The organism is Mycobacterium sp. URHD0025, from assembly GCF_000426065.1.
Taxonomy (GTDB): Bacteria; Actinomycetota; Actinomycetes; order Mycobacteriales; family Mycobacteriaceae; genus Mycobacterium.
In genome coordinates, this window is the sequence record NZ_AUEQ01000006.1 from 457,666 (window position 1) to 482,748 (window position 25,083).

Consider the following 25,083-nt stretch of genomic DNA (forward strand, 5'->3'; position numbering starts at 1 on the left):
AATTTCGCAACGCTTACCCTGAGTCTGTGCCGAAGCGCCCGGATCTGGCGGCCATGCTGGCCCCGCTCTTGCGTGAGCTGCTCGCTGCCGAGCAGCCGGTGCTGGATGCTCACGGCGTGACGATGTGGGGCTACGTGGTCCTGCTCGCACTCGACCGGTCCTCGGTGCGGACCCAGGCGGCGCTGGCCGAGGCGATCGGTGCCGACAAAACCCGCATCATCCGCACCCTCGATCACCTGCAGCAGCAGGGCTTCATCGAGCGTGAGGCCGACCCCGACGACCGCCGCGTGCGGCTACTGGCCATCACCGATGCGGGCCGCGCGGTCAAGGATGCGATCCAGCGGGAGATCCAGCGCGGCGAGGAGCGCTGGCTGGGCGAGCTGTCTGCTGACGACCGGAAAGTGTTCCTGCGGGTGCTGCAGCAGCTGACCCGCGAAGAATCCGGATGACGTCAGTGCGAAAATCAGAAGATCATGAGTAGCGGAAGCAAACAGGTCGTATTCTCGGGCGCCCAGCCCACCTCGGACTCTCTGCACCTCGGCAATGCGCTGGGTGCCGTCACGCACTGGGCGCAGCTGCAGGACGGTTACGAGGCGTTCTTCTGCGTCGTCGACCAGCACGCCATCACCGTCCCGCAGGATCCGGAGACGTTGCGGCGGCGCACGCTGGTGACGGCCGCGCAGTACCTGGCGCTGGGCATCGACCCGGCCCGCAGCACCGTGTTCGTTCAGAGCCATGTCCCCGAGCACAGCCAATTGGCCTGGGTGCTCGGATGTTTCACCGGCTTCGGCCAGGCATCGCGAATGACACAGTTCAAGGACAAGTCGCAGAAGCAGGGCGCGGACGCCACCACCGTGGGTCTGTTCACCTACCCGGTGCTGATGGCCGCCGACGTGCTGCTCTACGACACCGATCTGGTCCCGGTCGGCGAGGACCAGCGTCAGCATCTGGAGCTGGCTCGCGACCTGGCGCAGCGCTTCAACGCCCGTTTCCCGGAGACCTTCGTGGTGCCCGAGGCGATGATTCCCAAGGCCACGGCCAAGATCTACGACCTGCAGGATCCGTCGGCCAAGATGAGCAAATCGGCGGCGAGTGACGCCGGGCTGATCAGCCTGCTGGATGACCCGAAGGCCACGGCGAAGAAGATCCGTTCAGCGGTGACCGACAGTGAGCGGGAGATCCGGTTCGATCCCGAGGCCAAGCCCGGTATCTCGAACCTGCTGACCATCCAGTCCGCGGTGACCGGTGCCGACGTCGACAAGCTGGTCGAAGGCTATGCGGGCCGTGGGTACGGCGATCTCAAGAAGGAAACCGCCGAGGCTGTCGTGGAGTTCGTCACGCCGATCAAGGCCAGGGTGGACGAACTGCTCGCTGACCCGGCAGAACTCCAGTCGGTTCTGGCCGCCGGCGCCGAACACGCCCGAGAGGTCGCGGGCAATACCCTCGCGCGGGTTTACGACAAGATAGGGTTTCTCCAGCAAACGCCATGAGCGCCAGGGGAGGGTATGGCGGTGGACGAGCCAGAGAAGCCAGGACTGCTGGACCGAGCGCGCACGCGGTTCCCCTGGTTCGACCATGTGATGCGGGCGCAGGACCGCTATACCGACTGCAGCGGCAACTTCTACGCCGCCGGCATCACCTATTTCACGATCTTCGCGCTGTTCCCGCTGCTGATGGTCGGCTTTGCCGCCGGCGGTTTCCTGCTGTCACGACGGCCTGACCTGCTCGAGGAAATCGAGCAGCGGATCCGTCAAGCGGTCTCCGGTGATCTCGGCCAGCAACTGATCACCCTGATGGACTCGGCCATCGCCTCGCGCGGCACCGTCGGCGTGATCGGGCTCGCGACCGCGGCCTGGGCCGGGCTGGGCTGGATGGCCAATCTGCGCGAGGCCCTGAGTCGGATGTGGGAGCAACACGCCGAGTCCAACTTTGTCGGCAACAAGCTGTCGGACCTTCTCGCCCTGGTGTCGGCGTTCCTCGCCATGGTGATCACCATCGCGCTGACGGCACTCGGTGACCCCACGCTGATGCGGAAAGTGCTGCGATGGATCGGCTTCCACGACGGCGTCATCCTCGGCAGCGGATTGCGCGCCATATCGATCGCGGTGTCGGTCTCGATCTCGTGGCTGTTGTTCACCTGGATCATCTCGCGGTTGCCACGCGAGCCGGTGCCGTTCCGCCGGTGCTTTCGGGCCGGCCTGCTGGCCGCCGTCGGTTTCGAGGTCTTCAAACAGGTCGCGTCGATATACCTGCAATCCGTGCTGAGCGGTCCGGCCGGGGCGACGTTCGGTCCGGTGCTGGGCCTGATGGTGTTCGCCTACGTCACCGCGCGGCTCATCCTGTTCGCGACAGCTTGGGCGGCGACATCGCGGGAGAGCCTGGCCGAGGCGCCCGTGCTACCGCCGGACCCCGCGCAGATCGTCACCAGGGTGCAGGTCCGCGAGGGGATCGGGGTATCGGGCGCTCTGGCCGCAGCCGCAATGGGAGCGATTGGTGCTCTTGGGCTTTCGCGGTTTCTGCGTCGTTAGTGGCTTATCGCCTTGAGACCAACGATGCAGCCGACGATTCCGAGTATCAGCAGCATCTTGACCAGCGACGTGGATTCCGTACCGGTCACCATCGCGTAGCCGACGGTGAGCGCCGCGCCGATGCCGACCCATACCGCATAACTGGTGCCTGGCGGCAGGCTGCGCATCGCGATGGCCAACCCGGCCATCGAAAACGCCAGGCCCACAAAGAAAACCACCGATGGAGCCAAGCGGGTGAATCCGTCCGACCTACTCAGCGCTGTCGCCCAGACCGCCTCGAGGACGCCGGAGACGACGAGAATGATCCAAGCCATGAGACACCTCCAGAACACCCCGTCTTGTCGCTGGCCGGGTACGGGTGCCGCCTCGTCCGGTGCCGTGTACTGGCGAGGTCCATTGTAACAACGACGTAACATGGCGAGTTGTGAGCTTGGCAACCACGTGGTCGCGGGCGATGGGTCTCGACGTTCCCATCCTCAACGCACCGATGGGCGGCGCCGCGGGAGGCCGGTTGGCGGCCGCGGTCTCGGCTGCCGGCGGCCTCGGCATGGTCGGCATGGGTAGTTCGGCGACGGCTGACCAGTTGACCGCCGAACTGGCGCAAGCAGATGGCCAGAGAGTCGGAATTGGCCTGGTGCACTGGGTCGCTCAGGACCGCCCCGATCTGTTCGACGTGGCGTTGGCGGCCCGGCCGGCTCTGCTCAGTGTCAGCTTCGGCGAGGACTGGGATTGGGTGCGTCGCGCACACGATGCGGGCGTGACTGTGACGACTCAGGTGGCCACGGTAGAAGCGGCCCGACGCGCGGTCGATACCGGCGTCGATGTCGTGGTGGCACGCGGAGCCGAAGGTGGCGGGCACGGTGAGCCGACGGTCGGCACGCTGCCGCTGTTGGCCGATGTGCTCGACGCCGTGGACGTGCCCGTGCTGGCCGCCGGCGGGATCTCGTCGCCGCGGGCGGTGGCCGCGGTATTGGCTGCCGGCGCGGCCGGGGCCTGGGTCGGCACGGCGTTCGCGGCGTGTGCCGAGGCGCTGACGCCGGCCACGGCGCGTGAGGCCCTGCTGGCCGCCGACGGCTCGGCCACGGAGCTGACCAGCGAATATGATGTGGCCGCAGGCTATCGATGGCCGGCCGGCATTCCCGAGCGGGTGCTGACGGGATCACCCGTCAACGCCGGGCAGGGTGTCGGGGCTCTGCGGCACGCGGCCACGGTCGCCGACACCGTGAAAACGCTGGCTGAAGGTGCGGCTGAGCTCCTGGCTCGCTGGCACTGATGGGCCTGTCAAACCGCCGAGAGCGGCGGCGGATTGGCAGGCCCGAGACGTATTTAACTTCGGCGGTAATTACTTGTCAGCCGAATCGGCAAATTCATGATCAGCTGCGCAGTGCTGCCTCGACTGCTTTGAGGACCTGTCCCGCGCCGTCCTCGGTGCCGATGCGCGTCGCCGATGCCTCGGCATTGTCGCGAAAATGTGTAGTTGCCAGCGCTTCCTGGATCGCGGCGCCGAGATCCGCGGCGGTGAGCCGCCGCTGCGGGATCGGTGGCGGGCCGACGCCGAGTTCGAACAGCCGTCGCGCCCAGAACGGCTGGTCTCCGTAACCGGCCGGCACCGCGACCGTCGGTATGCCGGCACGCAGTCCCGCTGCTGCGGTGCCTGCACCGCAGTGGTGCACGACGGCGCCTGCCCGCGCGAAAAGCCAGTCGTGGGGGACTTCGCCAATCGCGAGCATGTCATCCCCGTCGACATCGAGGCCGGCCCAACCCGATTGGATCACCGCACGGGCGCCTACGCCCCGGACTGCCTGCGCCACAAGTGAGGAGAGCCGCTCAGCCTCGGCCCTGCTGTTGACCGTGCTGCCGAAGCCGATGACCACCGGCGGCGAACCGGCGTCGAGGAACTCCACCAGATCAGCCGGCGGTTGCCATCCGGACGGGTGCGCCGGCCACCAATACCCGACGACATCGATTCCGGGTCTCCAGTCGGACGGCTTGGGGAGCACAGCGGAGGAATAGCCGTACAGGATCGGCCACCGAGCTTCCGTGCGCCGCCGTCTCAGCGTCCGAGCCGAGGCCTTCGGCAGCCCGAGCCGCGCACGAAAGTCATTGACCGTGTTGCCATACAGCATGTCGATCATCGATTCACCGAACCGCGCGGCCGCCACGTTCCCGTGCCGGCCTGCCGACCATGCGCCCAGCACGGCGGGTGGATAATCGGCGGTTGCCGAGAAGGGTTGCAACCGTACGCCGATGCTGGGGATACCGAGCGCTTCGGCAAGAGGATGACCGGCCAGCTCGGCGAACGGCGACAGCAGCAGTGCATCGAGCGGTTCGCCGTCGACTGCTGCGATGACGTCATTCCCCAACGCCCGCATGCCGCGCGGGCTGAAGTATGCCGCCATGGCTTTCGCGGCATCGCGTGCCGAGACGTCGCCCAGATCGGTCGCGGCGCCGTCGAGGTGGTCATCGACTCCGCGGAACGCCAATCCGCAACCGGTCACCAGATCGGTGAATGCCTGATACGCCACCATGATCACGCGGTGTCCGACTTGCTGTAGCCGCACACCGACCCCGGTCAGCGGCGCCACATCGCCGCGGCTGCCGATGGCGATGATCGCGATGGTCGCCATCTATCCGCCTGGGGTAGCGAACACGAACAACGCCATGAAGGCGATATTGATGAAGAAGGTCGCCTCGACCAGGCTCACGGTGATGAAAAATGGTGTGAACAAACGTGACTGGGCCTCCGGCTGGCGCGCCACACCGGCGATGAATTGAGAGCCGGCCAGGCCGTCGCCGATCCCGGCGCCGATCGCGCCGCCGGCCACCATGATCGCCCCTGCCAGTAGGGCGTTGCCCATCAATGCGTCACTTGCCATGGTGCACCTCCTGTGATCGGTTGAGAAGTTCGGTGATTCGGTGTGTTGCCGTTTCCGCGCCGTCCTCGCGGGCGAGCAGGGATGAGAGACGTTGTGCCTGGCCGCGATACGCCGGGTTGCCCGAGGCTTCGCGGATAGCGGCAGCCAGATCGTCGGCGGTCAGGGTGGCGCGGCGAAGGGCGATGGGCGCGGCGCCGAGGAGTCGCAGCCGCTTGGCCCAGAAGGGTTGATCCATGATTCCGGTGACGGGAATCGATGGAACGCCGGCTCGCAGTGTCGCCGCCGTGGTGCCCGCGCCGCAATGGTGTACCACCGCCGCGACCCGGGGAAACAACCACGAGTGCGGGATTTCGTCGACCATCATCACGTCGTCACCGGCGCAGTGCAGGCCGGCCCACCCGGTCTGCACCACGGCCCGCGTTCCGGTGGCTCGCAGCGCGGTGCTGATGATGTCGGACAGCTTCGGTCCCTGCGCCGTGGCGGTGCTGCCGAGTCCGATGAAAATCGGTGCCGGACCGGCTTCCAGGAAGTCGGTGAGTTGGCTTGGTGGGGACCAGTTGTCGGGTTCTGCAGGCCACCAGTAGCCGGTGACCTCGAGGTGCGCGGGCCAGTCCGTCGGCCGGGGCACTACGTGCTCGCTGAACCCGTGCAGGACGGGCCAGGTGGCGGCGCGACGGGCCTGATATTCACCGAAGGTGGTCGCCCGCAGCCCGAGCTCGGCGCGCAGCTCGTTGATGAGTGGCAGGTGCGGCTTCTCGCCGAAGGCGCCCAGTCGGCCGACCATCCGGTTGCCCCAGCGGCCGAGCGATCGGGCGCTGAGCACCGACGGTAGGAAGTCGCCGGTGGGCGCGGTCGGCTGGAGCAACACCCCGACGCTGGGGATGCCGAGTCCCTCCGCGACGTGGTATCCGAGGACGGCCGCGACAGACGGAAGCAGCAGTAGGTCTGCATCTTTCGCGGCCTCGATCAGGCCATGGCCCAGGCGGCGCAAGTCCGCACGCATTTCATCGAGCAGTTCCCGGGAAGGGCGCATCCTGGCGCCGTCGACGAACGCTTGCGCGGCCGGTGACGCCTTGGTGGCCTGCTCGGTATCCCCGGGGAGCGAGGAAAATTCGAAGCCGGCGGCCGATACCAGCTCCCGATAGGGTGCCTGGGCGGCGACGACGACGCGGTATCCCTCCGCGGTCAGTCGTCGGGCAAGGCTGGTGTAGGGAGCGACGTCGCCCCGGCTGCCGAACGCGGCGATCACGATGGTGGTCACGGTGCGGTGGCCTTCTCGAAGATCTCGACCAGCACCTCGCCGTGGCCGATGATGTCGTAGTCGGGATCCCGTGCGTATTCCTGCGCCGCGCTGTCCAATGCACCGCGCAGGATGTTCTTCATGAACAGCGGTGACAGTTCACGGAATTCACCGTTGTGCAGCCCCTCGGAGAAGATCGTCAGCGGATCCAGGGCGGCCAGGTCCCCGGTAGGGGGGTGTTCCTGCACGGCTTTGGCCGCGGCTTGGTCGAGCCTCAGTCCGTCGGCGTCGCGGTAGCCGGAGATCAGCTCAAGCATCGCCACGGCCGCCGATCGGTTCGCCTCGACGAACGCGATATTGGCCCGGATGTAGGCGGACAATTTTGCCGCAGCGGTGGTTTCGGCGTTGATGGCCGGCACGATCACCGCGGCGCCACGCGCGAAGATCTCCGTGAAGACCGCATCGATCACTTCGGACTTGCTGGTGAAGTGATACAGCACAGCGCTTTTCGCGATGCCGATGTGCTCGGCAATGCGTGCCAGGGAGGCCTGCGGGTATCCCTGTTCGGCGATCACCTCCAGGGCGCCTTCGACAATCTGCCGTCGGCGGGCCTGTTCGGTGAATGTCTTCGGGCGTTCTGACCGCATGGTCTGAGATTAGACCGATCGGTCAGGATTAGGCAAGGGCTGTCTTTCGCTTCGCTTTTGCGATGAACCGGATGATGAGGGCGGCCAGGACGATCATGAGGAACGGTCCGTAGAACTCGGGGTAGGTGACGCCCCGGCGCCAGTAGGCGATAAGAATGTGAACCAGATGAAACGCTGCGGGCGCTGCGAAAGTGTCAGCGAACGGGACGGCGATTGAGCGAACGCGCGCCCATGATCAACAGCAACACGATCACGGCGCCGACGATGGCCACGCCTACTCGCACCGGCAGCGAATCCGCCGGTGGCAGAACCGAAGCCGCCTGGGCGGCGGTCGGCTCGTCGGCCTTGGGTGTTTTCAACGACGGATCGGGGTCGACGAGGGTGCCGACCTTGGTTCCCGGTGGGGTGGCGAACCCGTAGTCGAGCAGGTGTGCCGCCTGCTCCCAGGGAGCGATCGGGACCCGGGTGCCCTTCATCAGGATGGCCACCAGGCGCCGGCCGTCGCGATTGGCGGCACCGACGAAGGTCTGGCCCGCGTCATCGGTGTATCCGGTCTTCCCGCCCATCGCGCCCGGATAGTTGTAGAGCAGCTTGTTGTCGTTCTCGATCGGGTAGGACGGATTGCCGTCGCGCCCGGGGAAGTCGTAGGTCTGCGTGGCCACGATGTCGGCGAATGCCGGGTTCTGCCAGGCATATCGGTAGAAGAGGCCGATGTCGTAGGCCGAGGTGCTCATGCCCGGGCCGTCCAGACCCGACGGGGTGGCGGCTCGAGTGTCGCGCCCACCGAGCTTGCCTGCGAGGATGTTCAGCTTCTGCAGAGCTGGGTCCATGCCGCCCAGCTGAGCCGCCAGCGCATGTGCGGCGTCGTTGCCGGAGTGCATCAGCAGGCCGTGCAGCAGGTCGTTGATCGTGTACCGGCCGCCGGGCCCGACACCCACGCGGGTTCCTTCGGAGTTGGCATCGTCCTGCGTGCCGGCGACCAGCTTGTTGAGGTTGAGCTCATTGAGTGCGGCGGTGGCCACGAGCACCTTGATGATGCTGGCCGGCCGGTGGCGGCCGTGAGGATCCTTGGCGGCGATGATGTCACCGGTGTCCAGATCGGCGACCAGCCACGCCTCGGCGGAGACATCGTTGGGCAACGGCGGAGTATCGGGAGCGGTGATCACGCCGCAACCGGACAGCGCCTCGCCGCCAATCGTCTTGGTGGGCACGGGTAGCGGCCCTGGCGCCGCCTCACCGGGCTTGGGCGCTTCCGATGCATCCACGGCCGGGGGTGTGGTCACCTTGTACGGGCAGTTCGAGGCCGGGTCGGCGTTGGCCACACCGGCGGTCATGAGGGGTGCCGCCAGCACCGCCAGTGCCGCGAACGCGGACACTGCGCGCTTGGTGGTCCTGCGCAACGTCGCCATCGTGTCCGAAGATTAGGCGAATCGGTCCCGATTTCCGGTTTGCCACGCTGTGACGTGTGTGACTGGTGTGAAAACTGGATATCGACGGCCCCGCAGCGCGCTAGGCCAAGTCACGGAGTTCGGCATGGGCCAGCGCGGGGAAGGCGATGGTCGACATCCAGAGCTTGTCCGCCGATTCCACCACCCCGGTGACGGTGCCGAAGTCGGGACGGGTGGTCCGGATACCCGTGAGCACGTCACCGGTCTCGGCGTCGAACGCCAGCACCCACACCTGTGGCTGGATTTTCGGCTGCAGACGATCGGGCAATTGCCACAGAAGTTTTCGGATCACCGGTGCCCGCGGCGCGAGCCATTCGGCAGCTGCGTTCGGCTCGGACACCATCGCGACCCAGATCCGGTCGTCGGCTCCGGTGGAGATGTTGTCCGGGTACCCCGGCAGATGCGCTGCCAGCGGTGTCGTCGTTCCGGCCTTCGGCCCCCTCAGCCAGTACTTCGACAGCCGCCGGCCCTGGGTCTCGGCGAACACCAGCGCCGATTCGTCGGCGGTGGCGGTCACGCCGTTGGCGAAGTACAGGCCTTGCAGCACGGTGCTGACGGTGCCGTCGGTGTCCAGCCGGAAGAGGCTGCCGCGGCCGCGGGCCTCCATGATCGCACCGGTGAAATGCTCGAAATGGAACTGACTCGTCGACTCGGTGAAATAGATTGTGCCATCCGATGTTTCGGTGACATTGGAGCAGAATCGCAGCGGCCGGCCATCGATGTCCCGCACCAGCACATCCAGCTCGCCACTCTGGGGATCCAACGCCAGCAGCCCGCGATGGCTGTCACAGATCAGGACGCGCCCGTCGCGGGCGACGTGAAGGCCCAGCGGCCGGCCACCGGTATCGGCGACGACGGCGGTGGCACCGTCGGGGGCGACGCGCACGATCCGTCCGTCGACCAGACCGGTCCACAGCTGTCCGGATGCGTCGATGACGACGTCTTCGGGCCCTTCACCCGGCACCGGCACGATGGTGAGCTCGGCCGGCCCGAAGTCCGGTAACTCCTTGATGGGTGGCGGCGTCCAGCGGACAGGGTCGATCGGTGGTTTGCGTGGCACGCTGCCAGTCTGACGCCGAAACGGCATTCCAGCAGGGCGTTACTCGAACTTTTCCTGCTGGAATGCCGTTTCGGCGCAAAGGGGGAGGGTGGGCTAAAGCAGCTTGCCGGCCTCGCTCAGCACACTGTGCAGGATGTCGTAGATCGCGTCGAATTCGGCTTGCCCGCTGATCAGCGGCGGGGCCAACTGGATCACTGGGTCGCCACGATCGTCGGCGCGGCAGTACAGCCCGGCCTCCCACAGGGCGGGGGTGAGGAACCCGCGCAGCAGACGCTCGGACTCCTCATCGTTGAACGTCTCCTTGGTCGCCTTGTCCTTGACGAGTTCGATGCCGTAGAAGAAGCCCTCACCGCGCACATCGCCGACGATGGGCAGGTCGTACAGCTTCTCCAGGGTGGCCCGGAACGCCGGGGCGGCCTCCTTGACGTGGTCGTTGATGCCCTCGCGCTCGAAGATGTCGAGGTTGGCCATCGCCACCGCGGCCGAAACCGGGTGCCCACCAAAGGTATAGCCATGTCCGAACACCGTCTTGCCGTCGTTGAACGGCTCGAACAGGCGGTCGCTGGCCACCATCGCGCCCAGCGGCGAGTAGCCCGACGTCAGCCCCTTGGCGCTGGTGATGATGTCCGGCACGTAGCCGAGATCGTCGCAGGCGAACATCGAGCCGATCCGGCCGTACGCGCAGATCACCTCGTCGGATACCAGCAGCACGTCGTACTCGTCGCAGATCTCGCGGACCCGCTCGAAGTATCCGGGCGGCGGCGGGAAGCAGCCGCCCGCGTTCTGCACGGGCTCGAGGAACACCGCGGCCACGGTGTCGGGGCCCTCGAACTCGATTGCCTCGGCGATGCGATCGGCGCAGTAACGGCCGAAAACCTTTTCGTCATGGGCGTATTCGGCGGGTGCGCGATAGAAGTTGGTGTTCGGCGCGCGGAAGCCACCGGGGGTCAGCGGCTCGAACGGTGCCTTGAACGCCGGGATACCGGTGATCGCCAGAGCGCCCTGCGGGGTGCCGTGGTAGGCGATGGCACGCGAAACCACCTTGTGCTTACCGGGTTTGCCGGTCAGCTTGAAGTACTGCTTGGCCAGTTTCCACGCGCTCTCGACGGCTTCGCCGCCGCCGGTGGTGAAGAACACCCGGTTCAGATCGCCCGGTGCGTAGTTGGCGACACGCTCGGCCAGTTCGATGGCAGGCGGTGTCGCGTAGGACCACAGCGGGAAGAAGGACAGCTTCTCGGCCTGCTTGGCCGCTGCCTCGGCGAGTTCCTTGCGGCCGTGGCCGACCTGGACGACAAAGAGGCCGGACAGGCCGTCGATATAGCTCTTGCCCTTGTCGTCGAAGATTCGGACACCCTCGCCGCGGGTGATGATCGGTGGTGTGATGCCTTCTCCGTGGCGGGCGAAGTGGCCCCACAGGTGGCGGTTGGCTTTTGCTGCCAGGTCGGATTTTTCGGTGCTGCTCATCGAGTTCCCCAATTGTATTGCTGTTTGACGAGTTTCAGATAGACAAGGGTTTCGGTGGTTATCACTCCCGGCAGGCAGCGGATCTGGGTGTTGAGAAGTTCGAGCAGGCTGTCGTCGTCCTCGCAGACGACCTCGCAGATCGCGTCGAACGACCCGGCGGTCAGAACGACGTAGTCCACGGCCTCGATGGCCGAGAGCTTCTCGGCCAGCTTGAGGGTGTCGCCGGTGCAGCGGATGCCGATCATCGCCTGCCGGGCGAACCCGAGCTGCAATGGATCGGTCACGGCGACGATCTGCATGACCCCGGCGTCGACCATGCGCTGCACGCGCTGGCGTACCGCGGCCTCGGACAGGCCGACGGCCTTACCGATTCCGGCATACGAACGGCGGCCGTCGGCTTGCAACTTCTCGATGATCGCCTTCGACAGTTCGTCGAGTTGAAAGGCGGTGCGAGAATTGTTCACACGCAGCGGGACGGCCTGAAGGTCGGGACCATCAGGGTCGGTCATGCACCGATTGTGCACGGAATCCGTCGTTTAGGGCAACCGAATCGATGAAATCCCTCGTTCAAACCCGGTCTTAGCGCGGGATTGCGTAGAGATCAGATGACCCATCGGTTACCGTGGGGCTCCATGAGTGTGGCAGTGAATGTGACGAGCAGCTGGATCAATGGTGCACCGGTGGCGACCGCCGGACCTACCCATCAGATCATCGACCCCGCGACCGGACGGCCTGTTGCCGACTACGCCCTCGCGACTCCGGCCGACGTGGACAATGCCGTCGATGCCGCCCGCAAGGCGCTCCCCGCCTGGTCGACGGCAACGCCCGCCGCGCGGTCGGCGGTCCTGGCCAAGCTGGCCAAACTCGCCGACGAGAATGCCGATCAGCTGATCGCCGAGGAAGTGAGTCAGACCGGCAAGCCGGTACGCCTGGCTACCGAATTCGATGTCCCCGGCAGCATCGACAACATCGACTTCTTCGCCGGCGCCGCCCGCCACCTGGAGGGCAAGGCCACGGCCGAGTACTCCGGGGACCACACGTCCAGCATCCGGCGTGAGGCCGTCGGCGTCGTCGCCACCATCACCCCGTGGAACTACCCCCTGCAGATGGCGGTGTGGAAGGCCATCCCGGCGCTGGCCGCCGGGTGTTCCGTCGTCATCAAGCCCGCCGAGATCACCCCGCTGACCACCCTCACATTGGCCCGGCTGGCCACAGAGGCCGGCCTGCCCGACGGCGTGTTCAACGTGGTCACCGGCGGTGGCGCCGATGTCGGCTCGGCCCTGGCCGGACATCGCGACGTCGACGTCGTCACCTTCACCGGATCCACCCCGGTCGGCCGCAAGGTGATGGCGGCCGCCGCGGTTCACGGCCACCGCACCCAGCTCGAGTTGGGCGGTAAGGCGCCGTTCGTGGTGTTCGACGATGCTGACCTGGATGCGGCCATCCAGGGAGCGGTGGCCGGTGCGCTCATCAACACCGGGCAGGACTGCACCGCCGCCACCAGGGCGATCGTCGCGCGGGAGCTGTACGACGACTTCGTCGCCGGGGTCGCCGAGGTGATGAGCAAGATCGTCGTCGGCGACCCGCACGATCCCGACACCGATCTGGGTCCGCTGATCTCGTTCGCGCACCGCGACAAAGTGGCGGCCATGGTGGCCCGGGCGCCCGAACAAGGCGGTCGCATCGTCACCGGCGGCGTCACGCCCGATCTGCCCGGAGCGTTCTACCGGCCCACCTTGATCGCCGACGTCGCCGAAACCTCCGAGGTGTACCGCGACGAGATCTTCGGCCCGGTGCTGACGGTGCGGGCATTCACCGACGATGACGACGCGATCCGGCAGGCCAACGACACCGACTACGGCCTGGCCGCCTCGGCCTGGACCCGCGACGTGTACCGCGCGCAGCGGGCCTCCCGCGAGATCCACGCCGGGTGCGTGTGGGTCAACGACCACATCCCGATCATCAGCGAGATGCCGCACGGCGGTGTCGGTGCCTCGGGCTTCGGCAAGGACATGAGCGATTACTCGTTCGAGGAATACCTCACCATCAAACATGTGATGAGCGATATCACCGGTGTGGCCGAAAAAGACTGGCACCGAACGATCTTCACCAAGCGCTGAGCTCGATCGGGAGCTTCTGCCGTGACCATGAACTGTGTGGTGGTCGGTGCGGGCGCCTGGGGTCTGCCCGCCGCGACCGAACTGGCGCGACGCGGGCACCGGGTGACGCTGATCGACCGCTACGGACCTCTCAACGGCTTGTCCTCATCGGCCGGGTCCACCCGGTTGTGGCGGCTCGCCGACCCGGATCCGCTACGGGTGCGGATGGCGCAGCGCGGTGTCGACGCGATGCGCCGCCTCGCCGAGCGTGCGGGAACCGCGGTGTTCCTCACCCGCGGCCTGCTGTGGCGTGACGACGTTTCACTGCCGGCGGTGGCCGCGACGCTGGACGGACTCGGCATCGCATGCACGGGCGTCGCTGCGGGCGACGTGGACCGGTTTTTCCCTGGCCTCCGCAGCGACGGGCGCGAGGCGCTCTGGCAGCCGGAGGCAGGCGTCGTACTTGCCGCCGCATCGTTGCGGGCTCAGTTGAAGATCTTCCAGAGTTGCCCCGGCGCAACGCTTCTCGTCCGAGATGTGGCCCGGATCGAGAAGAGGTCACTGGGCGTCCGGGTGGCATTCGCCGAAGGGGACACGATCGACGCCGATGTCGCGGTGATAGCGGCCGGTCCGGGCGCGAGCGCCCTGCTCGCGCCGCTCGGTCTCGAGCTCCCGCTGCACCCCTATCTGGAGCAGGTGGTGTATTTCGGAGATCCGGCCGATCCCGGTGCGGCCGACGGCTTTCCGTGTCTGTTCGACGGACCGGGCGGATCCCGTCCCGGCATCTATGCGATGCCGTCGCCGGGCGCCGGTTACAAGATCGGCTTGGATTCGCCGCTGCGGGACTACCGCGCGGACGATCTCGACCGGACGCCCGAGGGCAGCCGAACCGCCGTGCTCCGCGACCGGGTGCGGGCCGACATGCCTTCGGTGGTTCCGACCGTGCTCCATGCCCAGGTCTGCAGTTGGACCGACTCTCCCGATGGCACCTTCGTCGTCGACCGACTCGACGGCGGGATCGTTGTCGCATGCGGTGACTCGGGGGAGGGCTTCAAGTACTCCGCGCTGATGGGTGAAGTGCTCGCCGATCTGGCGGAGGGGCACACGCCGGACCCTGACGTGGCCGCCTGGTCGTCGGCGCGCTTCGCGGCAGGCATCCCGGTGCGCAGCGGCCCGAACGTGCTCGGGAGGCACTGATTGCGTGCGCTTCGATGCCCACGGAATCAGTCGTAGATGCCGGTTTTGGCCACGGTAAACGTTGCCTTCAGTGCTGATCGACATCGAAAGCACGTCTGTGTGACTCATCCCACAACATGTTGAAAATGTGATCGAAGCCTTGCGGGGGCCGTCTGAGCGGACATAGAGTTCGGTACCAGCGAACAAAGTGTTCGCTGATCGCAATCATCTTGCTCTTTTGAGGCGAACGGATATTTCGATATGAGTGCGACCGTCGAGCCCGATCCCGCCGAGGCGGCAGACACCGTGGTCGGCGGCAGGATCCGGCAGTTTCGAGGTGCGCGGAAGATGTCCCTTCGGCAGTTGGCCGACCGGGCGGGAATCTCGGCGGGCTTCCTCAGCCAGGTGGAGCGCGGCCAGGTCAACGCGAGCGTCGGAACGCTGCGCCGCCTGGCGCAGGCGCTGGGCATCTCGCTGCCCGACCTGTTCACCGACGACGAGGTCACCGACGTCCGCATCCTGCGCAAGGCCGCTCGGCCGACCATCGAGGTATCCGAGCTGAGCTCGAAATACCTTCTGTCGCAGAAGCCTTTGCGAAATCTCGAGGTGTACGCGGGTGAGCTGTCGCCCGGGTCGAGCGCGGGCGAGGCCTATGTGCACGGGGACGCGCAGGAGATCCTGATCGTCATCGCCGGAACTCCGACGCTCGAACTCGACGGCGAGCGTTACGTGCTCGAGCCGGGTGACAGCGCCGAGTACCGCACGTCCATGCCGCACACCGTCCACAACTTGAGCGACGCAGCGGTCGAGCTCATCTGGATCGTCAGCCCCCCGACCGACTGGCCGACCTGACCGGTCTACAGCCGCGAAAACCCTAAGGAGAGATCCCCCATGAAGATGTCACCTGTTGCCCGCAGTGTGCCCGCGTTGATCGTCGCAGGCGTCCTGCTCGCCACGGCGTGTACGCCGGCAGGCCCCGGCCAATCGGCCGATGTCGATCTCGGCAGCGGGCCGCCGCAGGCCGGCACGGTCAAGGAAGGGGCGCTCAAGGGCACCACCATGACGTTCGTGTCCTACGGCGGCATCTTCCAGGACGGCCAGGCGAAGGCGGCCATCGAACCGTTCGCCGCGCAGTCCGGCGCAAAGGTGTTGCAGGACGGGCCTACTGAGAACTCGAAGATCAAAGCTCAGGTCGACTCCAAGAATGTGACCTGGGACGTGGTCGACAGCACCAACGTGTTCACGGCCAAGAATTGCGGCACGCTCTTCATGCCGCTCGATACCAGCATCGTCGATATCAGCAAGCTGCCGGCGGGCACCAAGACCGACGATTGTTCTGTTCCGGCAATGGGATACGGCCTGATCGTGGTGTACAACACCGAGAAGTACGGGGCGAATCCGCCGAAGACCTGGGCCGATTTCTACGACACCGCGAAGTTCCCCGGTAAGCGGGCGATCGAAGGCGTTCCGGGTGAGCTCGATCCCGGTGTTCCCGAAGGCGCGCTACTGGCCGACGGTGTCGCACCCGACGCGGTCTACCCGATCGATCTCGACCGTGCCCTCAAGAAGATGGACAGCATCCGCAAGGACACGATCTTCTGGACCACCGGCGCTCAGTCTCAACAGCTCATCGAATCCGGCCAGGTCGACATGGCACTGGTGTGGAGCGGTCGCGCCTATTCGGCCGTCAAGAACGGGGCGCCGTTCGCTCCGATGTGGACCCAGTGGATGCCGGAGGCCGACACGATCGCGGTGCCGGTCGGTGCCAAGAATCCCAAGGCCTCCATGGCATTCATCAACTTCTACCTCGGCGCGCAGCAGCAGGCCAAGCTTGCCGAGCTGACGTCCTACAGCCCGATCAACGTGGATGCCAAGCCGCAACTCGATGATCTCGCCAAGTCCTACCTGACCACCACGCCGGATCGGGAAAAGGACAAGTTCCCCCTCGACCTGAGCTACTGGGCCGAACACCAGGAGGAAATCGCCAACAAGTACACGGCCTGGCTCGCGGGCTAGGAGGTTTCGTCGCATGTCGATGGTCGATGTTCTGGCGGGCGGTGCGCCGCCGAAGACCCAGGCAACCCCCACGACCCCACGTCGGACGCTGGGCGACATCGGTTTGTTGCTGCCGTCGATCCTGCTCGTGGTCGGGGTCTTCGGGCTACCGCTGGCCATCATGTTGTGGCAGGCGTTCAGCGACCCGGAACTCGGCTTCGGCAATTTCGCCTGGTACCTGGGCGATTCCGTTCAGCGCAGCGTCCTGCTGCGCACGTTCACCACGGGCCTCGAGGTCACCGTCATCTGCCTGGTCCTCGGTTATCCGTACGCCTATGCGATGGTCGCGTTCGGGCCGGCCGTGCGCGTCGCGCTGACCCTGATCGTGCTGGTTCCGTTCTGGACCAGCCTGATGGTGCGGACGTTCGCCTGGGTGATCCTGCTGGAGGACGGCGGACCGGTGCAGACCCTGCTGTCGTTCGTCGGGTTGGGTGGTGTGCCCTTGCTGCGTACCAACTTGGGTGTGGTGATCGGTATGAGCCAGATCCTGTTGCCGTTCATGGTGTTGCCGCTGTATGCGGTGATGTCGGGTATCGACCGGAGGCTCGTGCTCGCCTCGTCGAGTCTCGGTGCCCGGCCGGTCATCTCGTTCGTCAGGATCTGGGTCCCGTTGTCACTGCCCGGTGTCGGCGCCGGTTGCTTGATGGTCTTCATCAGCAGCCTCGGCTTCTACGTCACACCCGCTCTGCTCGGTGCTCCGGATGACGCCCTGATCAGTCAGCAGATCTACGTCCAGGTGACCAGCCTGCTGGCCTGGGGCAAGGGAGGCGCGATGGGCGTGGTTCTGCTGCTCGTCACATTCTTGGTGCTCGCCGCGCTGTTGTACCTGCTGCGCCGAAACCGGAAGGAGCGCACGGCATGACACGGTACGCAAAGACGTTCTGGAACGTCCTGCTCGGGTTGTTCTGTGCCGGGGTGGGGTTGTGGCTGGTGGCACCGTCGCTGATCGTGGTGCCGCTGAGCTTCACCGATCGACCGTCGTTCGCATTCCCGCCCAGCGGATGGTCGACGCGTTGGTACCACACGTTCTTCGAAGACCCTGCGTGGATCGCGGCCCTGAAGGCAAGCCTGGAAGTCGGCATTCTGGTAGCGGTCTTCGCCACGCTGTTGGGCACTGCCGCGGCGGTGGCGCTCAGCCGCACCGGGCTGGCCGGTCGGCAGGGGATACGGGCATTCCTGTTGGCTCCCATGGTGGTTCCGGTGATCGTGGTCGCCGTCGGCCTCTACGCGCTGTTCCTGAGGCTGAACCTGCTCGGGACGCTGTTCGGGTTTGTCGTCGCACACACCATGTTGGCGCTGCCGTTCGTCATCGTGCCGGTGATGGCCAGCCTGCAGGGATTCGACCGCCGTCTGGAGGATGCCGCCGCGATCTGCGGCGCCGGCCGCTGGACCACGTTCCGCACGGTGACGCTGCCGCTGGTGGCACCCGGTGTGCTCTCGGGCGCACTCTTCGCGTTCGCGACGAGTTTCGACGAGGTCGTCCTGTCGCTGTTCATCCAGAACCCTTACCTGCAGACGCTTCCGGTGAAGATGTACGCCTCGGTCACGCGTGACACCGATCCCACGATCGCTGCGGCCGCCACTCTCATCCTCGCCCTCACGACCTGTCTGACTGTCGTTGCGGGCATCTATTCGCGCAGGAGGAACCGTGTCCACTGACAACACTCCGCACGGTGCGTCGATCACCTTGCGGCGCCTGACCAAGAGCTACGGGTCCGAAAAGGCCGTCGATGCCATCGACCTCGACGCGCGGCCGGGTGAATTCCTCACCCTGCTCGGCCCCAGCGGCTCGGGTAAGACCACGACGCTGAACATGATCGCCGGATTCACCGACGTCACCGAAGGCGAGCTGTTGATCGACGGCCGGCCGGTTGCCGACCTTCCGCCGCACCGCCGCAACATCGGCATGGTGTTCCAGCACTATGCGCTGTTCCCACACATGACGGTGATCGACAACGTCGAATATCCACTGCGCCAGCGCAAGATGCCCAAGGACCAGCGCCGCGAGAAGGTGGCCGCTGCCCTGCGGACGGTCGGCCTCGACGGCTACGGCAAGCGGATGCCCAAGGAACTGTCCGGAGGCCAGCAACAGCGCGTCGCCTTCGCCAGGGCCATGGTGTACGAACCGCGAGTCCTTCTCATGGACGAGCCGCTCGGTGCGCTGGACAAGAAACTGCGTGATTCGCTGCAACTCGAGATCAAGCGTATTCACGGCGAACTCGGCACCACGTTCGTCTATGTCACACACGACCAGGACGAGGCCCTGGTGCTGTCGGACCGCATCGCGGTGTTCAACAAGGCGCGCATCGAACAGATCGGTTCGCCCACTGAGCTTTACGAGCACCCCAAGAGCATCTTCGTGGCCCGGTTCCTCGGCGAGTCGTCGCTGTTCCACGGCAAGCTCGAGGACGGGCGCGCCGTGAATGCGTATGGACGCCGGATCGTGGCAGGCCGGGGCGACTCGACGGGGGGAGACTCGGTGGCCGTCGTGGTGCGACCGGAACGCCTTCGCATCCTCACCGGTGAGGCCGAGCCCGACGTCGTCAACGCGGTGCCGGGCACCGTGATCCAGGAGATCTACCTCGGCAACTCGCGCAAGGTCGAGGTCAGCCTGCCCGACGGCACCACCGCGCTGGTCCGCGAAAGCGCCGACAGCATCACGCCGACCACGGCGGGGCAAAAGATCTGGCTGACGTTCGATCCCGATGTCGCCACCATCCTGCCTGCCGAAACCTCCCACTGATGAACAGCTACGAACACAGGAGAACCAAGATGTCCCCCGACGGCCGGACGACCAGCGGTCTCGCCAATGACTTCGTGAACGGCAGCGTGTCGTTCTGGTACCGCCAGGCGGGTTGGCCGGAATCGAGACCGCCACTGCCGGGGTCGCGCGATGCCGACATGTGCATCGTCGGCGCGGGCCTGACCGGATTGTGGGCTGCCTATTACCTCAAGAAGGAACAGCCTGATCTGCGAATTGTCATGTTGGAGAAGGAGTTCGCAGGGTTCGGTGCGTCGGGCCGCAACGGTGGCTGGCTCTCCGCCGAACTCGCCGGGTCGCGCGACGCCTATGCCTCCACGCACGGCCACGACGGCGTCGTCGCGCTCATGCGGGCCATGCGGGGCGCTGTCGACGAGGTCATCGGTGTCGCGAACTCCGAAGGTATCGACGCTGACATCGTCAAGGACGGTGTGCTGCACGTGGCACGTAACCAGGCGCAGATGGGCAGGCTCCGCGAATCTTTGGAGTACGAGCGGAATTGGGGCGCGACGGACGACGACTTCAGGGTGCTCACCGGCGACGAATCGAATGCCCGGATCCGGGTGGAGAACGCCATGGGTGCGCTGTTCACTCCCCACTGCGCGCGGGTGCAGCCGGCCAAGCTGGTTGGTGGCCTGGCCCGCGTGGTGGAGGGCATGGGCGTGGACATCTACGAACAGACGGAGGTGACCGACATCAAGGCGGGCCGCGCGATCACGGCTCGGGGCGATGTCCGGGCACCCGTGATCCTGCGGTGCCTTGAGGGTTTCACCGCGACCATGCCGGGACAACGGCGGGCGTGGCTGCCGATGAACTCGTCGATGGTGGTCACCGAACCCCTTCCCGATTCGGTGCTGGAACAGGTCGGTTGGAAGGGCGCCGAGCTCCTCGGCGACTACGCGCACGGCTACATGTATGCCCAACGCACTGCGGACAATCGAATTGCCCTGGGCGGCAGGGGGATTCCTTACCGGTACGGTTCGGCACTCGACCATCGCGGTGCCACCCAGCAGTGGACCATCGACGCCCTGGGCGCGCTGGTTCGCGACATGTTCCCGGCGACCCGCGATGTGCCGATCGAGCATGCGTGGTGCGGTGTGCTCGGGGTTCCGCGCGACTGGACCGCGACCGTCGATTTCGATCGGGCCAGCGGGCTGGGCACCGCGGGCGGCTACGTCGGCAGTGGCCTGACCACCACCAACCTGGCTGGGCACACACTCGCCGATCTCGTGCTGAAGCGTGACACCGCGCTGACGCGATTGCCGTGGGTGGGGCGCCGCGTGCGCAAGTGGGAACCCGAGCCGCTGCGGTGGCTCGGCGTCCAGGCGATGTACGCGCTGTACCGCACCGCCGACCGTCGCGAATCCACCCGTGGCCTGACCGGCACGAGTGGACTGGCCCGGGTGGCCAACAAGATCACGGGGCGCTGACGCGATGGAGACGAGTGTGAAGCTTCTTCAGGTGGACGCGGCCAAGGTCGAGATGCCCGAGCCGCAACCGAAACCGACGAGCCTCAGCGGCCAGCTGGAGTCCTCGCTCGGAGTCTGGGCCGATGCCGTCACCGACACCGGCGTGTGGGAGTGCGGCCCCGGCGAGTTCACCGCGGACCGGTCGGGCGCGACCGAGGTGTGCCACATCATCTCCGGCTCCGGCACGGTGGTCGGGGAGGACGGAACCGCGGCCGACATCGGGCCCGGCACCCTACTGGTCCTGCCACGGGGCTGGCGGGGGACCTGGTTCGTCAAGGAGTCGATCCGTAAGACTTATGTCATGGTCGGCGCCTGACGGGCGTCGTCTGCCCGGCCCTAAACTGGGGCCATGACCGCGAGCGCTCGGGTCGGCGAGTTCGAGGAGTTGCGGCCGCATCTGCTGGCCGTGGCCTACCGGTTGACCGGGACCTTCGCCGACGCCGAGGACATCGTCCAGGACGCATGGCTGCGGTGGGAAGCCAACCGCACGCAGATCGCTGACCTGCGGGCGTGGCTGACCACGGTGGTGAGCAGGTTGGGCCTGGACCGCTTGCGTTCCGCGGCGCACCGGCGCGAGTCCTATTACGGGGAATGGCTGCCGGAGCCCGTCGTCACCGGACTCGATGCGAACGACCCACTCAACGCGGTGGTGGCCGGGGAAGACGCCCGGTTCGCGGCGATGGTGGTGTTAGAGCGGCTCACCCCCGATCAGCGGGTGGCCTTCGTATTGCACGACGGGTTCGGCGTGCCGTTCACCGAGATCGCCAGTGTCCTCGGCGTCAGCGACGCCTCGGCCCGCCAGTTGGCCTCGCGCGCCCGCCGCGCCGTCGCCGACAATCCGCCGCCGTCCTCGCCCGACGATCTGCACAACCAGGTTGCCGGTGAGCTGATGGCCGCCCTGGCCACGGGGGAGCTCGACGCCGTCGTGCGGTTGTTGCATCCCGACGTCACGTTCACCGGCGATTCGAACCGTCGCGCCCCGACCGCTGCCCGGGTCATCCACGGGGCCGACAAGGTGGCCCGGTTCATCCTCGGACTGTCCCAGCGTTACGGGCCGAATTGGTTGGCAGGCAGTCAGTTTGCTCTTGTCAACGGCCAGTTGGGCGTCTATACGACGGGCGCGCCGGCGGGTGACGGCTATCCCGAGATGTCTCCCCGGGTCACCATCTTCACCGTCCGGGACGGAAAGGTCTGTGCGGTGTGGGACATCGCCAACCCCGACAAGTTCACCGGATCTCCGCTGAGAAGAGGTGCGCAGTGATGCCGAACGAACCCGGATCGTTGGCCCAGACCTTCAGCCGAATGATGTTCCGCGGCATGGACAAGATGCGTCACCGCGATGCCTTCGACATCGGTGCGGCTACCGGCACGGATTTCGCCGGATTCCAGAACTGCCACCAGATCGTGCTGGTGACGTTCAAAAGATCCGGTGAGGCGATGCCAAGCCCGGTGAATCACGGCGTGGCAGACGGGAAGATCTACGTACGCACGGATCCGTCGACCGGGAAGGTCAAGCGCATCCGCAACAACCCGAATGTTCTTGTGGTGGCGAGCAATCTGCGCGGCAAGCCCACCGGCCCGGTGGTGGCCGGCGAGGCGCGCATCCTGCCGGAGGCGGAACACGCGCATGCCGATGCGGTGATCGCCGCCAACTGGAGTCCCCCCATGAAGCTGCTGGAGCGCAGCCTCGACTACGGCAGTCAACTGGCCGGGATACCAACGGCTTACATCGAGATCACGCCCACGGGGGCCTGACGCTTTCCGGCGTCACAAGACGGGCGTCACAAGACGTAGGGGATCAACGCCTTACGGTCGGTGGGGTACTCGGGAAACTTGTCCTGATACCAGCTGTGGGTGCCCAGGGCCCGGGGAATCAGGTTGCCTGCGGTGATCAGCAGGATGGCGACTCCGGGCAGGGCCCAGGTCAGTAGAGCGAAGCCGGACCAGGCGATGATCTCGCCCAGATAGGCCGGGCTGGTGACGAACCGGAAGCCGCCACCGAACGGAATCCGGTACTCGGCAACACCGGGATTGTTCTTCTCCCGCAGGTTGCGCACGATCGATTCCGAGTTCACCAGCAGCGCGAATCCGCACAGGTAGATCACCAACCCGATCAGGAATCGCGGGTCGGTCAACCAGGCGGTGGTGTACTGGCCGAAGAAGTCCTGGCTGAACAGGGTTCCGTTGAGGTAGCCGTGCATGGAGGTGACGAGCATGCCCATCACGATCACCGAGATGTTGAACGTGCCGCGCTTGCCCGGAACCTGGCGGATCGCGAGCGGGAAGAACCAACCGCGGTTGGCGTAGTGCAGCATCCAGATCCCGGCGAGCACCAGGGACGTCGGCTCGAACCGGTTCGGCCCGGCCAGGTAGCTGATCAAGAACACCACGGTCGCGGGGATCTCCATCAGCCACCAGCCGAGCTTCGGGTTGAGGTTCAAGCCGAGTTTCGTCGTCGAGAAGCGCCCGTAGGAACTCTGTGCGAAGAACCCGCCGATGATCACGAATGCGGCGAACGCGAAGGCCGCGGTCAGCACCGTGTCATAGAGCGTGTTGCCGGTGTACCAGTGCATGGCTGTTCCTAGGGGAGCGGGCGGTTTCTGTAACGTGTTCTACCATCCCGCCCGGGCCGCCCGGTTACTCAGCCCACGGCACGCGACACGCATCTCCTGAGTTGAAGCCCTGCTCGGTGATGCCCAAAGCTGAGTACATCCGCGACCGCATGTTCTCCACACCGATCTGGTAGGTCAGCTCGATGACGCCGTCGTCGCCGAAGCGCCGGCGCAGATCGGCAACCTGCTCGTCGGTGACGGTGTGCGGGTCTGTGGTCATCGCATTGGCGTAAGCGATCGCGGCGCGCTCGTCGTCGGTGAACAGTGGCGAGGTGGCGTAGTCGTCGATCGACTTGAGCCGCTCCACGTCGAGGTTCTCCAGCCGCATCAGCATGGAGCCGAAGTCCACGCACCACGAGCAGCCGACCGTGCGGGCCGTCCAGAACACCGCCAGCTCACGGACCGTGGCGGGCAGCTTCTTGGAGCCACCCTGCAACAGCATCTCGTGTACGCCGTTGGCGACCAGCAGACGCGGGTGGTTGGCGGCCACGGCGAACGGCTCGGGCACCTCACCGAACTCGCGCTTGGCGTACCAGTACATCGCGCGGGTCAGCAGGCCGGCTTGCTTGGGGGTGACAGCGGGGATTCGTGTCTTGGTCTCGGTCATGCCAGTTAGACGAAATGGCCCCGCGATGTGTGACAGGTGCCCAGCCTGAGCTTGTGTGTCAGTTTTCGCGCAAAACTCGAACACGCGCTCAGGTTGGGGTCCACCTGGAACCGGTTATCGGCCCGTGACGTCGTAACTGCATGCCGTTTCTGGGGTCCGAGGCGTTGGCTGCCGGCATGCTCAACCGCTACCAGCTGCGGACCCGGTACGACCCGGTGTACCGGGGTGTTTACGTCCCCCGCGGCACGCAGCTGACACCCGTGGACAAAGCGGAGGCGGCCTGGCTGTGGTCGGGTCGGCGGGCAACGGCCGCCGGCTTGTCGGCGGCCGCGCTGCACGGGTGCAAGTGGATCGACGCCAAACTCCCCGCCGAACTGAATCAGCCCAGCCAGCACAAAACCCCCGGCATCGTGCTGCACTGCGACGCCCTTTGGGACGACGAGACCTGCCGTGTTCGCGGCATCGCAGTGACGACACCACACCGGACCGCGTTCGATCTCGGCCGCCGACAAGGCTTGACCGCAGCTGTCATTCGAGTGGATGCACTGCTGCAGGCCACGAAGCTGCAGCTCTGCGACATACAGCCACTTCTTCAGCGGCACAAGGGGATACGCGGGATTGTGCAGTTGCGCCAGGTGCTAGGGCTTGCCGACGACGGCGCGGAATCGCCGCAGGAAACCCGTCTCCGCCTGCTCTATACCGACGCTCGAATGAGGCCGTCTCAGACCCAGATCGAGGTCTTCGGGCACTGGGGTGAGCAGGTCGGTCGCATCGACATGGGATGGCCGGAGTGGAAAGTCGGTGTCCAATATGACGGCATTCAACACTGGACCGATCCGAGACAACGCACCAAGGACATCGACCAGGATGCGGAGTACCGCGAACTCGGCTGGCGGATTGTCCGCGTCGGGGCAGACCTACTCCGGTATCGACAACGTGTGATCATCGCCCGCACCCGCGACGCACTTCGCGCGGCAGGCGCCCCCTACTAAAACGAACCTGAGCTTGTGTTCGAGATTCGGCGGGAATCTCGAACACAAG

At 66.1% G+C, this 25,083-nt stretch carries 26 protein-coding genes, 1 pseudogene and 1 riboswitch; of the genes and pseudogenes, 16 read left to right on the forward strand and 11 right to left on the reverse strand.

The features are described from left to right. Positions 1–53 precede the first annotated feature (53 nt). From H977_RS0106635 to yhjD, 3 genes are read left to right on the forward strand one after another with little or no spacing between them, the layout of a single operon-like run. Positions 54–449, forward strand: coding sequence for a MarR family winged helix-turn-helix transcriptional regulator (locus H977_RS0106635; protein WP_051288724.1), 396 nt, complete (start codon positions 54–56; stop codon positions 447–449). 24 nt (positions 450–473) lie between these two features. Then, positions 474–1,490: a tryptophan--tRNA ligase gene (trpS, locus tag H977_RS0106640; protein WP_029107118.1), complete on the forward strand. Its 1,017-nt coding sequence runs from the start codon at positions 474–476 to the stop codon at positions 1,488–1,490. A gap of 21 nt (positions 1,491–1,511) precedes the next feature. Continuing rightward, on the forward strand, positions 1,512–2,528 hold the full coding sequence (gene yhjD / locus H977_RS0106645) for an inner membrane protein YhjD (protein WP_029107119.1): 1,017 nt from the start codon (positions 1,512–1,514) through the stop codon (positions 2,526–2,528). On the opposite strand, the gene H977_RS0106650 is transcribed toward yhjD, so the two are convergent. After that, entirely contained in the window at positions 2,525–2,842 is a 318-nt protein-coding gene (locus H977_RS0106650) for a DMT family transporter (protein ID WP_029107120.1), read from the reverse strand. The two genes, yhjD and H977_RS0106650, sit on opposite strands and share 4 nt — an antisense overlap. Positions 2,843–2,855: 13 nt before the next feature. Next, a riboswitch (guanidine-III (ykkC-III) riboswitch) is annotated at positions 2,856–2,921 on the reverse strand. A 31-nt stretch (positions 2,922–2,952) separates the two neighbouring features. On the opposite strand from H977_RS0106650, the gene H977_RS0106655 reads away from it, so the two are divergent. Next, positions 2,953–3,801: a nitronate monooxygenase gene (locus H977_RS0106655; RefSeq protein WP_029107121.1), complete on the forward strand. Its 849-nt coding sequence runs from the start codon at positions 2,953–2,955 to the stop codon at positions 3,799–3,801. A 100-nt stretch (positions 3,802–3,901) separates the two neighbouring features. Here the strand turns inward: H977_RS0106655 and H977_RS0106660 are convergent, their stop codons facing one another. The 8 genes from H977_RS0106660 to H977_RS0106695 form a co-directional block, all read right to left on the reverse strand. Then, positions 3,902–5,155, reverse strand: a complete 1,254-nt coding sequence (locus H977_RS0106660) for a glycosyltransferase (protein WP_029107122.1) — start codon at positions 5,153–5,155, stop codon at positions 3,902–3,904. After that, on the reverse strand, positions 5,156–5,386 hold the full coding sequence (locus tag H977_RS0106665; RefSeq protein ID WP_155946555.1) for a F0F1 ATP synthase subunit C: 231 nt from the start codon (positions 5,384–5,386) through the stop codon (positions 5,156–5,158). It abuts the gene before it with no gap. Positions 5,387–5,393: 7 nt separating this feature from the next. Beyond that, complete coding sequence (locus H977_RS0106670) at positions 5,394–6,665, reverse strand: glycosyltransferase (protein ID WP_029107124.1); 1,272 nt, start codon at positions 6,663–6,665, stop codon at positions 5,394–5,396. Next, positions 6,662–7,291: a TetR/AcrR family transcriptional regulator gene (locus H977_RS0106675; RefSeq protein ID WP_029107125.1), complete on the reverse strand. Its 630-nt coding sequence runs from the start codon at positions 7,289–7,291 to the stop codon at positions 6,662–6,664. Before H977_RS0106675 ends, H977_RS0106670 begins: the two co-directional genes overlap by 4 nt. A 194-nt stretch (positions 7,292–7,485) precedes the next feature. Then, a complete protein-coding gene (locus tag H977_RS0106680) occupies positions 7,486–8,700 on the reverse strand; it encodes a D-alanyl-D-alanine carboxypeptidase family protein (RefSeq protein ID WP_029107126.1) in 1,215 nt (404 codons plus the stop codon). A 100-nt stretch (positions 8,701–8,800) separates the two neighbouring features. Beyond that, positions 8,801–9,799 (reverse strand): SMP-30/gluconolactonase/LRE family protein, encoded by a 999-nt coding sequence (locus tag H977_RS0106685; protein ID WP_029107127.1) that lies wholly within the window; start codon positions 9,797–9,799, stop codon positions 8,801–8,803. Positions 9,800–9,892: 93 nt separating this feature from the next. Next, positions 9,893–11,263 (reverse strand): aspartate aminotransferase family protein, encoded by a 1,371-nt coding sequence (locus tag H977_RS0106690; RefSeq protein ID WP_029107128.1) that lies wholly within the window; start codon positions 11,261–11,263, stop codon positions 9,893–9,895. Beyond that, on the reverse strand, positions 11,260–11,772 hold the full coding sequence (locus H977_RS0106695; protein ID WP_029107129.1) for an Lrp/AsnC family transcriptional regulator: 513 nt from the start codon (positions 11,770–11,772) through the stop codon (positions 11,260–11,262). Before H977_RS0106695 ends, H977_RS0106690 begins: the two co-directional genes overlap by 4 nt. Before the next feature lie 123 nt (positions 11,773–11,895). Between H977_RS0106695 and H977_RS0106700 the strand changes: the two genes are divergently transcribed. From H977_RS0106700 to H977_RS0106750, 11 genes are all read left to right on the forward strand, one after another. Then, on the forward strand, positions 11,896–13,383 hold the full coding sequence (locus H977_RS0106700) for a gamma-aminobutyraldehyde dehydrogenase (RefSeq protein ID WP_029107130.1): 1,488 nt from the start codon (positions 11,896–11,898) through the stop codon (positions 13,381–13,383). 27 nt (positions 13,384–13,410) lie between these two features. Continuing rightward, complete coding sequence (locus tag H977_RS0106705) at positions 13,411–14,559, forward strand: FAD-dependent oxidoreductase (RefSeq protein ID WP_036475391.1); 1,149 nt, start codon at positions 13,411–13,413, stop codon at positions 14,557–14,559. A 240-nt stretch (positions 14,560–14,799) separates the two neighbouring features. Further along, a complete protein-coding gene (locus H977_RS0106710) occupies positions 14,800–15,390 on the forward strand; it encodes a helix-turn-helix domain-containing protein (protein WP_029107132.1) in 591 nt (196 codons plus the stop codon). Between the two features lie 39 nt (positions 15,391–15,429). Then, positions 15,430–16,554, forward strand: a complete 1,125-nt coding sequence (locus H977_RS0106715) for an ABC transporter substrate-binding protein (protein ID WP_029107133.1) — start codon at positions 15,430–15,432, stop codon at positions 16,552–16,554. 13 nt (positions 16,555–16,567) lie between these two features. After that, on the forward strand, positions 16,568–17,455 hold the full coding sequence (locus H977_RS0106720; RefSeq protein WP_029107134.1) for an ABC transporter permease: 888 nt from the start codon (positions 16,568–16,570) through the stop codon (positions 17,453–17,455). After that, positions 17,452–18,252: an ABC transporter permease gene (locus H977_RS0106725; protein WP_029107135.1), complete on the forward strand. Its 801-nt coding sequence runs from the start codon at positions 17,452–17,454 to the stop codon at positions 18,250–18,252. Before H977_RS0106720 ends, H977_RS0106725 begins: the two co-directional genes overlap by 4 nt. Next, on the forward strand, positions 18,242–19,336 hold the full coding sequence (locus H977_RS0106730; protein ID WP_029107136.1) for an ABC transporter ATP-binding protein: 1,095 nt from the start codon (positions 18,242–18,244) through the stop codon (positions 19,334–19,336). Before H977_RS0106725 ends, H977_RS0106730 begins: the two co-directional genes overlap by 11 nt. 29 nt (positions 19,337–19,365) lie before the next feature. Then, a complete protein-coding gene (locus H977_RS0106735; protein WP_029107137.1) occupies positions 19,366–20,784 on the forward strand; it encodes an NAD(P)/FAD-dependent oxidoreductase in 1,419 nt (472 codons plus the stop codon). A 16-nt stretch (positions 20,785–20,800) separates the two neighbouring features. Next, positions 20,801–21,139, forward strand: a complete 339-nt coding sequence (locus H977_RS0106740; RefSeq protein WP_155946541.1) for a cupin domain-containing protein — start codon at positions 20,801–20,803, stop codon at positions 21,137–21,139. Between the two features lie 33 nt (positions 21,140–21,172). After that, a complete protein-coding gene (locus H977_RS0106745) occupies positions 21,173–22,084 on the forward strand; it encodes a sigma-70 family RNA polymerase sigma factor (RefSeq protein ID WP_029107139.1) in 912 nt (303 codons plus the stop codon). Then, on the forward strand, positions 22,084–22,578 hold the full coding sequence (locus H977_RS0106750; protein WP_029107140.1) for a PPOX class F420-dependent oxidoreductase: 495 nt from the start codon (positions 22,084–22,086) through the stop codon (positions 22,576–22,578). The genes H977_RS0106745 and H977_RS0106750 overlap by 1 nt, the downstream gene beginning before the upstream one ends. Before the next feature lie 26 nt (positions 22,579–22,604). Here the strand turns inward: H977_RS0106750 and H977_RS0106755 are convergent, their stop codons facing one another. Together H977_RS0106755 and H977_RS0106760 are read right to left on the reverse strand one after the other, a co-directional pair. After that, complete coding sequence (locus H977_RS0106755) at positions 22,605–23,396, reverse strand: phosphatidylethanolamine N-methyltransferase family domain-containing protein (protein ID WP_029107141.1); 792 nt, start codon at positions 23,394–23,396, stop codon at positions 22,605–22,607. Positions 23,397–23,460: 64 nt separating this feature from the next. Further along, positions 23,461–24,075, reverse strand: a pseudogene (locus H977_RS0106760) (carboxymuconolactone decarboxylase family protein); the annotation flags it as partial. A 107-nt stretch (positions 24,076–24,182) separates the two neighbouring features. Between H977_RS0106760 and H977_RS0106765 the strand changes: the two are divergent. After that, the gene (locus H977_RS0106765; protein WP_029107143.1) at positions 24,183–25,034 is read left to right on the forward strand and encodes a putative endonuclease domain-containing protein; all 852 of its coding nucleotides are present in this window, start codon (positions 24,183–24,185) and stop codon (positions 25,032–25,034) included. Positions 25,035–25,083 lie beyond the last annotated feature (49 nt).